12 protein-coding genes and 1 pseudogene are annotated in these 13,102 nt (G+C 58.3%); 6 read left to right on the forward strand and 7 right to left on the reverse strand.

The window, feature by feature from the left end; translation table 11 throughout:
• Positions 1-12 precede the first annotated feature (12 nt).
• The gene (locus KQP88_RS07320; protein WP_216705240.1) at positions 13-417 is read right to left on the reverse strand and encodes a RidA family protein; all 405 of its coding nucleotides are present in this window, start codon (positions 415-417) and stop codon (positions 13-15) included.
• A 142-nt stretch (positions 418-559) separates the two neighbouring features.
• On the opposite strand from KQP88_RS07320, the gene KQP88_RS07325 reads away from it, so the two are divergent.
• Positions 560-1,480 carry a LysR family transcriptional regulator gene (locus KQP88_RS07325; RefSeq protein WP_216705241.1) on the forward strand — a complete coding sequence of 307 codons (921 nt, stop codon included), beginning with the start codon at positions 560-562 and terminating at the stop codon, positions 1,478-1,480.
• A gap of 15 nt (positions 1,481-1,495) precedes the next feature.
• Here the strand turns inward: KQP88_RS07325 and KQP88_RS07330 are convergent, their stop codons facing one another.
• The 3 genes from KQP88_RS07330 to acnB form a co-directional block, all read right to left on the reverse strand.
• Positions 1,496-1,918, reverse strand: a complete 423-nt coding sequence (locus KQP88_RS07330; protein ID WP_216705242.1) for a MarR family winged helix-turn-helix transcriptional regulator — start codon at positions 1,916-1,918, stop codon at positions 1,496-1,498.
• Positions 1,908-2,786, reverse strand: coding sequence for an alpha/beta hydrolase family protein (locus KQP88_RS07335; RefSeq protein WP_216705243.1), 879 nt, complete (start codon positions 2,784-2,786; stop codon positions 1,908-1,910). Before KQP88_RS07335 ends, KQP88_RS07330 begins: the two co-directional genes overlap by 11 nt.
• 151 nt (positions 2,787-2,937) lie before the next feature.
• Positions 2,938-5,538, reverse strand: coding sequence for a bifunctional aconitate hydratase 2/2-methylisocitrate dehydratase (gene acnB, locus KQP88_RS07340; protein WP_200994221.1), 2,601 nt, complete (start codon positions 5,536-5,538; stop codon positions 2,938-2,940).
• A 399-nt stretch (positions 5,539-5,937) separates the two neighbouring features.
• Here acnB and KQP88_RS07345 point away from each other — a divergent pair, with 399 nt between their 5' ends.
• Complete coding sequence (locus KQP88_RS07345; RefSeq protein WP_200994220.1) at positions 5,938-6,408, forward strand: DUF1289 domain-containing protein; 471 nt, start codon at positions 5,938-5,940, stop codon at positions 6,406-6,408.
• A 131-nt stretch (positions 6,409-6,539) separates the two neighbouring features.
• Here KQP88_RS07345 and KQP88_RS07350 read toward each other — a convergent pair whose 3' ends face one another.
• Positions 6,540-7,400 (reverse strand): universal stress protein, encoded by an 861-nt coding sequence (locus KQP88_RS07350; RefSeq protein ID WP_216705244.1) that lies wholly within the window; start codon positions 7,398-7,400, stop codon positions 6,540-6,542.
• Between the two features lie 150 nt (positions 7,401-7,550).
• Between KQP88_RS07350 and miaE the strand changes: the two genes are divergently transcribed.
• The 4 genes and pseudogenes from miaE to KQP88_RS07370 all read left to right on the forward strand — a co-directional run.
• On the forward strand, positions 7,551-8,162 hold the full coding sequence (gene miaE / locus KQP88_RS07355) for a tRNA-(ms[2]io[6]A)-hydroxylase (protein WP_117165289.1): 612 nt from the start codon (positions 7,551-7,553) through the stop codon (positions 8,160-8,162).
• A 146-nt stretch (positions 8,163-8,308) separates the two neighbouring features.
• On the forward strand, positions 8,309-8,797 hold the full coding sequence (locus KQP88_RS07360; protein ID WP_200994217.1) for a MarR family winged helix-turn-helix transcriptional regulator: 489 nt from the start codon (positions 8,309-8,311) through the stop codon (positions 8,795-8,797).
• Positions 8,798-8,870: 73 nt separating this feature from the next.
• Complete coding sequence (locus KQP88_RS07365; RefSeq protein WP_216705245.1) at positions 8,871-10,076, forward strand: HlyD family secretion protein; 1,206 nt, start codon at positions 8,871-8,873, stop codon at positions 10,074-10,076.
• Positions 10,077-10,115: 39 nt separating this feature from the next.
• Positions 10,116-11,669: pseudogene (locus KQP88_RS07370) on the forward strand (DHA2 family efflux MFS transporter permease subunit); the annotation flags it as partial.
• Positions 11,670-11,760: 91 nt separating this feature from the next.
• On the opposite strand, the gene lpxH reads toward KQP88_RS07370, so the two are convergent.
• Together lpxH and KQP88_RS07380 are read right to left on the reverse strand one after the other, a co-directional pair.
• Complete coding sequence (lpxH, locus tag KQP88_RS07375; protein WP_200994214.1) at positions 11,761-12,507, reverse strand: UDP-2,3-diacylglucosamine diphosphatase; 747 nt, start codon at positions 12,505-12,507, stop codon at positions 11,761-11,763.
• The gene (locus KQP88_RS07380) at positions 12,504-13,007 is read right to left on the reverse strand and encodes a peptidylprolyl isomerase (RefSeq protein ID WP_216705247.1); all 504 of its coding nucleotides are present in this window, start codon (positions 13,005-13,007) and stop codon (positions 12,504-12,506) included. Before KQP88_RS07380 ends, lpxH begins: the two co-directional genes overlap by 4 nt.
• Positions 13,008-13,102: the final 95 nt, after the last annotated feature.

Below are 13,102 nucleotides of genomic sequence, written 5' to 3' on the forward strand. Positions count from 1 at the left end.
GTCTGAAACCTCTCAGCCCTCGACCGCTTCCGGAACCCTGGCAATTACCTTGATCTCGAATTCAAATCCATACAGCCAGGTGACGCCCACTCCGGTCAGTGTCGGATAGGGTGCCTGCCCCCAGAACTCCGGCAGGACTTTCCAGATCCTTTCAAACTTTGATTCGGGGTCGACGATGAAAATGGTGACATCGACCACGTCATCGAAGGTGCAGCCTGCTCCCTTGAGGATGGCGTTGAGGTTGTTGAAGGCTGTCCTGACCTGTACCTCCAGATCCTGCTCGGGCGAGCCGTCTTCCTTGCTGCCTACCTGGCCGGAAACGAACAGGAAGCCATTGGAGCGAATCGCAGGTGAATAGCGATTGCGCTCGTAAAGTTCGAGGCGTCCGGCGGGGAAAACTACATCACGCTTTGTCATGGTTGATCTCCATCGACAGGTCGGGGCGACCGGTCATTAACGATGGAAGAACTCTAAGGGCTTGTATCCGGCCGATAAACGAGCAACTGTAGCTATCACTGTTTGTAAAAACCAAACAATCCAGCAGCTATCCGGGGTGGAAATGGACCGTTTCGATGCGATGCAGGCATTTGCACGAGTGGTAGAGGCGGGCAGCTTCACCAGGGCGGCCGAAACCCTGCACATGAGCAAGACCACGGTGACGCAACTGGTCCAGCAACTGGAGGCCCGCTTGCGGGTCAAGTTGCTCAACCGGACGACGCGCAAGGTCAATGTCACGGCCGATGGCGCGGCTTATTACGAGCGGGTGGTCAGGCTGCTGGCGGATCTGGACGATGCCGAGACCAGCCTTTCCAGCGCCTCGGCATTGCCCAGAGGACGGCTGCGAGTGGATGTGCCCAGCCCGTTTGCCAGTACGATTCTGATGCCGGCCCTGCCGGATTTTCATGCCCGATACCCGGATATCCAGATCGACATGGGCGTCAGCGATCGTATCGTGGATGTGATCGGTGAGAATGTGGATTGCGTGGTTCGCGGCGGCGAGTTGACCGACCAGTCGCTGATGGCCCGGCGTGTGGGTGATCTCAGGCTTGGCGTGTATGCGGCACCAAGTTATCTGGAACGGATCGGCACACCTTCGCATCCGCGAGAGCTGGAAGATTCCCATCACCGCATCGTCGGTTTCCTGTGGGCGCGTACCGGCAAGGCCTTGCCTTATGCCATGCAGCGCGATGGAGAGAGTCTTCAGGTACACGGGCGTTACGTGCTGGCGGTGGACGATGGCAATGCCTACCTGGCTGCAGGTCTGGCTGGCATGGGCGTCTTGTGGGTGCCGGACTATATGGCCAAACCCCATCTTGAGCGTGGTGATCTGGTGCCGCTGTTCAGGGATTGGCGCATGGACACGATGCCGATGTACGTGGCCTTTGCGCCGAACCGGCATATCAGCCTCAAGCTGCGGGTCTTCATCGACTGGGTCGCTGAACTGATGACGCAGCATGCGCCTGTGATTGATAGGCGTTAAGGTTGAGCCGGGGTGTCACTGGCTGCGATCCCTGACCGCCGCGAGCCATCTGGAGACAATCTCCATTTCCTCATCGCTGAACGCTTGGGTCAGCTTTTCATTCAACGGTGACAGCTCGCGAGTCGCCTGCAGAGTGGCTGTGCGGCCTGCCTCTGTCAGCCACAGGCGATAGCTGCGTTTGTCATGCTCATCGACGCGACGCTCGATCAGCCCCGACTTGACCATCCTGTCGGCCAGGCCGGTCATGGCTGAGGGCGCGATATCCAGTGCCAGTGCGACCTCGCCACTGAGCGCGCCGTCCTGCCCATTGAGCACAAAGAGTGCGCCCGCCTGGGTGGCGCTGATGCCGGCGTGATTCGAGATATGCCGTTCGATGTGTCTGGACAGGCTTTTTTGAGCCGCATTCAGCAAGTAGACGTAGCGACGATCATGCGCCATTCGGATTACCCGGTAACTGAGTTTCCAGCCATCTTGCCACTACTGGCCATAAGGTGTCGGCATGTTGTTGACGGAAAAACCCCAGGTGCCCGATGGATGAGCCGTTACTGTCTGCAGGACCAAGCTGGCGTCGCTCTACAGAACAACCCGTCAAATGCTTCGTCATGAGGTCGATGGCTTCGGCGGGTGCCCATGGATCATCATCGATACCCACGGCCAGAATCGGCAGCCTCGGGCGAGCGAAGCGGGCAGGGGCGTTGACTGAAGGATCATCAAAGAAGTACTGACGAAGACTGGTCCAGCGTGACCATTCGCGCATGACATCTGCTGGAAGGTCTTCGCCAACGCCCAGCCTGCGTCCTGGAAAGTAGCCCAGGAGTTTCGCGCTGACAGGCCCCAGGAATTTCAGCAGGATTGCCACTTTCAAGCGTTCCTGCCAAGGCCTGATGAATCGCAGGCAGCCCGCGTGGGAGCATAGGGTCACAGCCGCGTGGAGCCTGGTGCTGCTCTCGCACAACCCGATGGCATGCCCGCCGAAGCTATGGCCCACCGCGAGGTGAGGAGTCCCGCTGTACTGCTCCGAAATCCAGTGGGTGACGGCTTCGACATCGTTATCAGCCCACGAAATAAAACCTGCCTGAACGGTTTTCGGATGAGGACCTTTCCTGCCGACACCCCGATAGTTGTAGGTGATGACCCTGAAACCTTTGCTGACCAGATACTGAGCGAACGGAAAGTACATGCGTTCGGTGACACCCGTCGCCGGGTTGATTTGAACCACGGCTTTGGCCGGGCCTGTAGCGCTATGGATCGTGACCTCGACGCTGTGGCCATTGCTGCAGGGGATTGAATGGGTTGTCGTGTTCATGGGATTTATTTCGTATGTGAAGTAAATTATTTAACATGCGAAATAAATAGCGGCAAGCACTTTCCACGACGATGGGAGAGTTTGGATAAACGGGCAGGCAATAAAAAACCCCATCACAAGGATGGGGTTCTTTTAACGCGGTGTTTCGTGATTACGCTTGAACGACCGGGATATTGGCGTTCGCAGCGGCTTCGCGGAACTCGGCGATCTGATCGAAGCTCAGGTAGCGGTATACGTCCGCTGCCATGGTGTCGATCTGGTTCGCGTAGCTCATGTACTCCTCGACGGTCGGCAGGCGACCCAGGATAGAAGCGACGGACGCCAGCTCGGCCGAGGCCAGGTAGACGTTCGCGCCGTCACCCAGACGGTTCGGGAAGTTACGGGTCGAAGTCGAAACCACGGTGGAGTTCGGTTCTACGCGAGCCTGGTTACCCATGCACAGCGAGCAGCCCGGCATTTCCATGCGTGCGCCAGCCTTGCCGTAGATGCCGTAGTAGCCTTCTTCGGTCAACTGGTGAGCGTCCATCTTGGTCGGAGGCGACAGCCACAGACGGGTCGGCAGCTGGCCTTTGACCTGATCCAGCAACTTGCCCGCAGCGCGGAAGTGGCCGATGTTGGTCATGCAGGAACCGATGAACACTTCGTCGATCTTCTCGCCCTGTACCGAAGACAGCAGGCGGGCATCGTCCGGGTCGTTCGGCGCGCAGAGCACAGGCTCCTTGACGTCGGCCAGGTCGATTTCGATGATTTCGGCGTACTCGGCGTCCTTGTCGGCTTCCAGCAGCTCTGGATTGGCAATCCAGGCTTCCATCGCCTTGGCGCGGCGCTCCAGGGTACGTGGGTCACCGTAGCCTTGTTCGATCATCCAGCGCAGCAGGGTGATGTTGGAGTTCAGGTACTCGATGATCGGTTCTTTGGCCAGCTTGATGGTGCAACCGGCAGCCGAACGTTCGGCCGAGGCGTCGGACAGCTCGAAAGCCTGTTCGATGCTGAGGTTTTCCAGACCTTCGATCTCCAGGATGCGGCCGGAGAAGGCGTTCTTCTTGCCTTTCTTCTCTACGGTCAGCAGGCCAGCCTGGATCGCGTAGTAAGGAATGGCGTGAACCAGGTCGCGCAGGGTGATGCCAGGTTGCAGCTTGCCCTTGAAGCGAACCAGGATCGACTCAGGCATGTCCAGCGGCATGACGCCGGTAGCAGCCGCGAACGCGACCAGACCGGAACCGGCCGGGAAGGAGATACCGATCGGGAAGCGGGTGTGGGAGTCGCCACCGGTGCCGACGGTGTCAGGCAGCAGCATGCGGTTCAGCCAGCTGTGGATGATGCCGTCGCCTGGACGCAGGGAAACACCGCCACGGGTCATGATGAAATCAGGCAGCGTGTGGTGAGTCTTGACGTCGATCGGCTTTGGATAAGCAGCGGTGTGGCAGAAGGACTGCATGACCAGATCGGTGGAGAAGCCCAGGCAAGCCAGGTCTTTCAGCTCGTCGCGGGTCATCGGGCCAGTGGTGTCCTGGGAACCGACGGTGGTCATCTTCGGTTCGCAGTAGGTGCCCGGACGGATACCTTCTACGCCGCATGCCTTGCCGACCATTTTCTGCGCCAGGGTGAAACCCTTGGTGCTGGCAGCTGGCTGATCCGGAGTCTTGAACAGATCCGATGGTGGCAGACCCAGCTCGGCACGTGCCTTGCCGGTCAGACCGCGACCGATGATCAACGGGATACGGCCACCGGCACGTACTTCGTCGAGCAGGACCGGGGTCTTCATTTCGAAGGTGGCCAGGACTTCGTCGCTGTTGTGCTTGGTGACTTTGCCTTCATGCGGGTACAGGTCGATCACGTCGCCCATGTGCATGTTGGAAACGTCGAATTCGATTGGCAGTGCGCCAGCATCTTCCATGGTGTTGTAGAAGATCGGAGCGATCTTGCTGCCGAAGCAGAAACCGCCGGCACGCTTGTTCGGTACATAAGGAACGTCGTCGCCGAAGAACCACAGAACCGAGTTGGTTGCCGATTTACGCGAGGAACCGGTACCGACCACGTCACCGACGTAGGCGATAGGGAAACCCTGGCCGCGCATTTCTTCGATCTGCTTCATCGGGCCGATGGAGCCTTGCACGTCAGGCACGATGCCTTCGCGAGCCATTTTCAGCATGGCCAGGGCGTGCAGCGGGATATCCGGACGGGACCAGGCATCGGGTGCCGGGGACAGGTCGTCGGTGTTGGTTTCGCCGGTGACCTTGAAGACGCGCAGGCTGATCTTGTCGGCCAGTACAGGGCGCTTCTTGAACCACTCGCCGTCAGCCCAGGATTGCAGGACTGCCTGAGCGTGAGCGTTGCCGCTCTTGGCTTTTTCAGCAACGTCGTGGAAAGCATCGAACATCAGCAGGGTGTGCTTGAGCTGTTCGGCAGCGATCGGTGCCAGTTCGGCATCGTCGAGCAAGGCAACCAGAGTCACGATGTTGTAGCCACCTTGCATGGTGCCCAACAGTTCGGTGGCGCGTTTCTTGTCGATCAGCGGGGAAGTGGCTTCGCCCTTTGCCAGAGCAGACAGGAAACCGGCCTTGACGTACGCCGCTTCGTCCACGCCTGGTGGAATGCGGTTGGTGATCAGGTCGACAAGGAAATCTTCTTCGCCAGCGGGAGGATTCTTCAGCAGCTCAATAAGGTCTGCAGTTTGTTCGGCGTTAAGCGGCTGGGGCACGATACCCTGGGCGGCACGCTCTTCGATGTGTTTGCGGTAGGCTTCAAGCACAGTATTACCCTCATCAGTGGTCCCAAATGGGTGTCCGGGACGCTCATCCAGAAATTGTCTGTACCCACGCAAGGCTTTCGAGCCTTGTTGGCAGGGTATCGGCAATTCCTAACGAAGCTGTTTTCAAAGTTTTACGCCTGCAGGACGGGGGGATGGTAGGTCGACACGGCCATTCGTGATGAGGGAACGGCCTGTCGACACCGGACTGCGGGATTAACTTGACTGTGCTCGTGACGCTTTGAAAACAGCTTCTAACGGACATTGGCGCCTTCTAAGGCACGATGATTCTACGGCAAATCTTCGCTAAAGGTAAGTTAGACCCTACATCTTCGGGGGTGACCCTTGTTAGACAAAGGGCTAACATGCCTGCCTGTTTCGCCTGCCCTTGTCCTGCCAGCCATGCCTGATCAAATCATCAAAACGCCTTGCGTCGGCCTTTGCTCTACTGTTTACGGGGATCTGGTTTGCCGTGGCTGCAAGCGTTTCCATCATGAAGTGGTCAACTGGAATGGCTACAACGAAGACGAGAAAAGAGCGGTCTGGCTGCGCCTGGAGCAACTGCTGGTCCAGGTGATGGCGGCCAAGCTCGAAATCTTCGATGTCGAGAAGCTGCGCATGCAGCTCGTCCAGCGCAAGATCCGCTTTGTGGCCCATCAGTCCGAATATTGCTGGGCCTACCAGTTGATCGCTCGCGGAGCGCGGGTCATCAATCAGGTGGAGGCCTACGGCTTCGTATTGCTGCCGGAGTTTCGCGACTGGGGGCTGCCTGAATTGCGCGATGCCATCGACCGTGAGTTTTTCCTGCTGTCGGAAGCCCATTACCAGCGATATATCGCGCCTGGGTTTCTGAAGGATGCGTTCGGGGTTTGAGGGTGGTGAGCGCTGAGTGCTGAGTGTGGGAGCGGATTCATCCGCGAAACCTTCCAGACGATACATATGTATTGGATGTACAGGCCTTTCGCGAATAAATTCGCTCCCACTCCTGCCTGAATTGAAAATGCTCAACCATCAAACATCTCCTCCAGATGCCGGATGATCTCCTCGGTCTTGAGAACCAGCACATCGCTTTCCAGTGAATCGAGCACCACTTCGGCGGTATTGCCGATCAAAGCCCCTGAAAGACCTGTGCGCGCCACGGTGCCGATAATGGTGACGGCTGCGTGGAGCTTGTGAGCGGTAAAGGGAATCAGTACATCCGCCGGGCCTTCGGCGATATGCAGATGGCTGTCATCGATATCGAATTCGGACTGGAACGCCTGGCATTGTTCCCGGTAGCGGGCTTCGATGCTTTCCTTGAGCTGATAGACCGGATCGGCAGCCGACAGCATGGGAGAAGGATGAGCGGTTATGACGTGCAACTGCCCTTTGGCCAGCGCCGCAATGTCATAGCCGTGATCGACGATGCTGAAATGCAGTGCCTTGTGTTCGCCGTCCGCATTGCCGACATCCACGGCTGCGAGTATCACGCCGCCGGTCCAGGGGCGTGAGGTCTTGACCATCAGCACGGGGCTCGGGCAGTAACGCAGCAGTTTCCAGTCGTCCGGCGTGAGCAGGGCCTTTTTCAGCGGGTTGTCTGGCAGATGCTGCTTGATGACCAGCCCGCAGCCCTCGGCCTGTTGCACCTTGCAGATGGTCTTGTGGGTGGACTCTTCCCAGTGCTGTTCGGCGGTCGCAGTGAAACCCTCTTGCAGAAGGCTTAGTTTCAGTTCGTGAAGCTGTTGCGTATGAGCATGATCCTTGTCACAGATCAACAGGTGCAGATGTGCCTGAGTGACCCCTGCAATCAGTTTTGCGCGGTTGAGGGCCAGGCTATCGGCGTGGGCGGGATCGATGACCACCAGGATGCTGCGAACAGACTGCATGGGGCTAACCTCCACAAGGCGAGCTGTGTTCCACAACTATAGTTGCAGTGCATGGGGGCGTCGCTTGATCTGGATCACAGCATTTCTGTCGCCCCGGGGGCGCGCGCCTCGTATAATGCGCGACCTTGCAAACCTGCTATCTGTGAGCTTATGTACCCGATCCCCGAAATCGAAGCCTTTCTGCTGTGCCGCACGCCCGACAGTTGGGTTCAGGCTGCTTTGCGCAATCTGGACATTCTGTTGATCGACCATGCGAACAACGAGAAAAAGGCGGCCGGGGCGGCGTTCCAGTTCATGTTCCAGTACAACGACAAGTTCGACCTGCTGAGCAAGATGTCGCGTCTGGCCCGTGAAGAGCTGCGGCACTTCGAGCAGGTGCTGAGCATTATCCGCAAGCGCGAAATCCCCATGGCCAACGTCAGTTCGGCGCGTTATGCGGGGGCATTGCGCAAGCTGGTGCGCAACCATAATCCCTATCGCCTGACCGACGCCCTGATCGTGGGCGCCATCGTCGAAGCCCGTTCCTGCGAGCGCTTCGCCGCGTTGGTGCCGCATCTGGATGAAGAACTCGCCAAATTCTACGGAGGGCTGCTGAAGTCCGAAGCCCGGCATTTTCAGGATTACCTGAAGCTGGCCTATACCTATGGCGATAAAGCCGATGTTGACGCCAAGATCGAAGAAATTCGCCACGCCGAACGTGAGTTGATCGAAAGCCCGGACGAGGAGTTCCGCTTCCATAGCGGTGTGCCTGTCGCAGCCTGAGTTTCCCTGGCTCCCCCAAAAAACGACCTTGCCAGCGGTCGTTTTTTTATGAGGATATTGTTAGCCAGCTAACAAATGTTTTGACATTAGCTGCCTGAGCAGTAATATCGCCACATCACTGCCTAAGCAGCTTTTATGGTGATCTCTTGAAACATTTTACGTCCGAGAATTTTGATTCCAGCCTCATGGGGTTGTTGGTCGGTCGCACCAACGCGCTCAAGGACCGCATGCTGGACAAGTATTTGCTGCCCTATGACGTCACCTTCTCGCAGTTCAAGGTGCTGATCATCATTTCCCAGTTCGCCCTCGATACCCCCGTCGAATTGTGTCGGCACCTGTCTCTGGACAGCGGTTCCATGACGCGAATGCTCGATCGTCTGGAGCAAAAGGGGCTGATCGTGCGCACCCGTTCCGCCTCCGACAGGCGTCAGGTGCATGTGGCCTTGACCGCGCAGGGGCAGAAACTTTCGGACTTGCTGCCGCAGATCGGCGCCGATGCGATGAACGACACCTTTGCCGTTCTGGACAAGGAAGAAGTCGCGACCCTTGAGCGAATCCTGACCAAGGTGCTGGTGGCCGCCGACGACCACATCACCCTTACGCGGCTGAGCTTCAAGTCCACCGGGTCGAAGTGAACGGCCACCGCCGTCATCCCCGGTAAACCTCGATATCCCGCAATTACTGCTTCACCGACTACAGGTACTCGTCATGGCTACTGCCGCTACTGAAAAACCATCTGCCAGCTCGCCCGAAGAGACAAAGCCGGGCAAGCGTAAATTCATGCTGCTGGTGCTCGCGCTTATCGTCATCCTTGGCGGTGCGGCTGTCTGGGCCTGGCATGAGTTTTATGGGCGTTGGAGCGAAAGTACCGATGATGCCTATGTGAATGGCAACGTCGTCGAAATCACGCCGCTGACCACCGGTACGGTGATCAGCATCGGTGCCGATGACGGTGATCTGGTGCGTGAAGGCCAGGTCCTGATCAAGTTCGATCCCAGCGATGCCGAAGTCAGCCTGCAAAGCGCCGAGGCCAATCTGGCCAAGGTCGTGCGCCAGGTGCGTGGGCTCTATAGCAACGTCGATGGCATGAAGGCACAACTGGCTGCGCAGCGTGCCGAAGTACAGAAGGCCCAGGACAACTACAACCGTCGTCGCAGCCTGGCTGCGAGCGGGGCGATTTCCCAGGAAGAGCTGTCCCACGCCAAGGATGACCTGACCAGCGCGCAAAGTTCGTTGAGCAATGTTCAGCAGCAACTGGCCAGCAGCGTTGCGCTGGTGGATGACACTGTCGTTTCTTCTCACCCCGACGTGAAAGCTGCCGCTGCGCAGTTGCGTCAGGCGTATCTCGCTGATGCCCGCACCACTGTGGTGTCGCCGGTCACCGGCTATGTGGCCAAGCGCACCGTGCAACTGGGGCAACGGATTCAGCCGGGCACCGCAACCATGGCTGTTATTCCCCTTGACCAGTTGTGGATCGATGCCAACTTCAAGGAAACCCAACTGGGCAATATGCGCATTGGCCAGCCGGTCGAGATCACCTCGGACCTGTACGGCAGCCATGTGAAATACAGCGGCACCATCGACAGTCTGGGGGCCGGGACCGGTAGCGCTTTCGCTCTGCTGCCAGCCCAGAACGCTACCGGCAACTGGATCAAGATCGTCCAGCGCGTGCCGGTGCGAATTCACATCAACCCCGATGAGCTGGCCAACAACCCGCTGCGCATCGGTCTGTCCACCACGGTCGATGTCAATCTGCATGACCAGAGTGGTCCGGTACTGGCTCAGCAGCCGCCGAAGAAAGCGAGCTTCAGCACCAACATCTATGCCGAACAACTGGCCGATGCCGACGCCATGATCGCGCGTCTGATCCATGACAACAGTGCTGCCGGCAATAAAGCCACTGCGCAGCGCTGATCCGCCAATCCGCACGCCCCGACCTTCAGGCCGGGGCAACGTCTCCGTTTCAAGGGATTTGCGATGAGCAACAATGCCCCGGCCTCATTTACGCCGCCCAGCCTGCTGATGTGCACCATCGGCCTGTCGCTGGCGACCTTCATGCAAGTGCTCGATACCACGATTGCCAACGTTGCCTTGCCGACCATTTCCGGGAATCTGGGGGTGAGTTCGGAGCAGGGCACGTGGGTTATCACCTCGTTTGCGGTGAGCAACGCCATTGCCCTGCCACTGACCGGCTGGCTCAGCCGCCGCTTCGGTGAGGTCAAGCTGTTCCTGTGGGCGACCATGCTGTTCGTGCTGGCTTCGTTCCTCTGCGGGATTTCCCAGTCGATGCCGGAACTGGTGGGCTTCCGGGTGCTGCAGGGCGTAGTCGCCGGGCCGCTTTATCCGATGACCCAGACCCTGTTGATCGCTGTTTATCCGCCCGCCAAAAGGGGGATGGCATTGGCACTGCTGGCCATGGTCACGGTGGTCGCGCCTATTGCCGGGCCGATTCTGGGTGGCTGGATCACCGACAGTTACAGCTGGCCGTGGATTTTCTTCATCAACGTGCCCATCGGTCTGTTTGCGGTGTGGGTGGTACGTACGCAAATGGCCAAACGCCCGGTAAGCACCAGTCGTCAGCCCATGGATTACGTCGGGCTGCTGACCCTGATCATCGGTGTCGGGGCATTGCAGATCGTTCTGGACAAGGGCAATGACATGGACTGGTTCGAGTCGAACTTCATTGTTATCGGCTCGGTGATTTCCATTGTGGCCTTGTCGGTGTTCGTGATCTGGGAAATGACCGACAAGCATCCCATCGTCAACTTGCGGCTGTTTGCTTACCGCAACTTCCGGATCGGCACTCTGGTGCTGATCGGCGGCTATTCCGGTTTCTTCGGCATCAACCTGCTGCTGCCTCAGTGGTTGCAGACCCAGATGGGCTACACCGCCACCTGGGCCGGGCTGGCGGTGGCGCCTATCGGTATCCTGCCGGTGCTGATGTCGCCCTTCGTCGGCAAATATGCCCACAAGTTCGACCTGCGCTTGCTGGCTGGTCTGGCATTCCTGGCCATGGGCCTGAGTTGTTTCATGCGGGCGGGGTTCACCAACGAGGTGGACTTCGAGCATGTGGCGCTGGTGCAGTTGTTCATGGGGATCGGTGTGGCGCTGTTCTTCATGCCGACCCTGAGTATCCTGCTCTCGGACTTGCCGCCCCAGCAGATTGCCGACGGCTCGGGGCTTGCGACTTTCCTGAGAACCCTGGGCGGCAGCTTTGCGGCGTCTCTCACGACCTGGATATGGATTCGTCGTGCCGAGCAGCATCACGCTTACCTGAGCGAAAACATCAGCACTTTCGACCCGGCGACCCGCGATGCACTCAACAGCCTGGGCGGCGCGAGCCCGCAGGCTTATGCGCAACTGGAGCAGACCCTCAACAGCCAGGCCTACATGATGTCCACGGTGGATTACTTCTACATGCTGGGCTGGGTGTTTGCGGGGTTGATTCTGCTGGTATGGCTGGCCAAGCCACCGTTTGCCGCCAAGGCGGGGCCGGGTGGGCATTAAATAGCCCACAAGCCATCGCGAATAAATTCGCTCCTACAGAGCCCCAGGTAGGAGCGAATTCATTCGCGAATATTGTGAGCAGATTCGCTTATCAGTTCAGCAGGGCCATCTGCTCTGGCGGAAAGTCGAACGCGCCGAGCGAAAAGCCCTGTTCGTCCACTTGCAAGGCCCAGCCTTGACGGTCCCAGTCACCCAGCACGATGCGCTGCGCGGTCTGTTCGCCAATCTGTAGCTTGTGAATGGCCGGGCGGTGGGTGTGCCCGTGAATCAGGGTATGGACGCCATATTGCGCCATCACCTGAGGAATGAATTCAGGGGTGACATCGACAATGTCATTGGCTTTCATGCGGGTCTGGGCGCGGCTTTCATTGCGCAGCTTGCGCGCCAGCTTGTGGCGGGTCTTCAACGGCAGATGCCGCAATATCCACAAGGTCAGCGGATTGCGCAGGTAGCGGCGCATCTTTATATAACCTTCGTCCCGGGTACACAGGCTGTCGCCGTGCATCAACAGCACCGGCTCACCGTTGAGCGGAACCACGCTCGGATCGTTCAGCAGGGTACAACCCGCGGCCTTGCAGAACGCCTTGCCGATCATGAAATCCCGGTTGCCGTGCATCAGGAATACCTGAGTGCCGCTGTCGCTCAGTTCGCGCAGGGCCTGGCAGATCGAACTCTGGAACGGCGACATGGCGTCGTCGCCGATCCAGACCTCGAAGAAGTCCCCGAGGATATACAACGCCTTGGCCTGGCGGGCCCGGCCAGAGAGTAGATCCAGAAACGCCCGGGTAATATCCGGGCGCTTTTCCTCAAGATGCAGGTCGGAGATCAGCAGTATCACTCAACGATCTCTGCTTTCTCGATGATCACGTCTTCGGACGGCACGTCCTGGTGGCCAGCTTTACCGGTGGTTGCAACGCCTTTGATCTTGTCGACCACTTCGGTGCCTTCGATCACTTCGCCGAACACGGCATAGCCCCAGCCTTGAACGGTCGGTGCGCTGTGGTTCAGGAAGCTGTTGTCAGCCACGTTGATGAAGAACTGGGCGGATGCCGAATGCGGCTCCATGGTACGGGCCATGGCAACGCTGTACTTCTTGTTCGGCAGGCCGTTGTTGGCTTCGTTCTGGATGCTTGGGCGCTTGTCTTTCTTTTCTTTCATGCCCGGCTCGAAACCGCCGCCCTGGATCATGAAGTTGCTGATGACGCGGTGGAATATAGTGTTGCTGTAGTGGCCAGCGTTCACGTATTCGATGAAGTTGGCAACGGTGATCGGGGCCTTCTCTGCATTCAGTTGCAGAACGATGTCACCGTGGTTGGTTGTCAATTTTACTTTGGACATTCTCATTCGCTCTTTTGGCATTCATGAAGGGGCGCAGTATCACCCTGACGCGCAGTTTACAGGGGAGGTTACATATTTCAGGTATTTTGCTGCTT

The organism is Pseudomonas lijiangensis, assembly GCF_018968705.1.
In the GTDB taxonomy this organism is placed as follows: domain Bacteria; phylum Pseudomonadota; class Gammaproteobacteria; order Pseudomonadales; family Pseudomonadaceae; genus Aquipseudomonas; species Aquipseudomonas lijiangensis.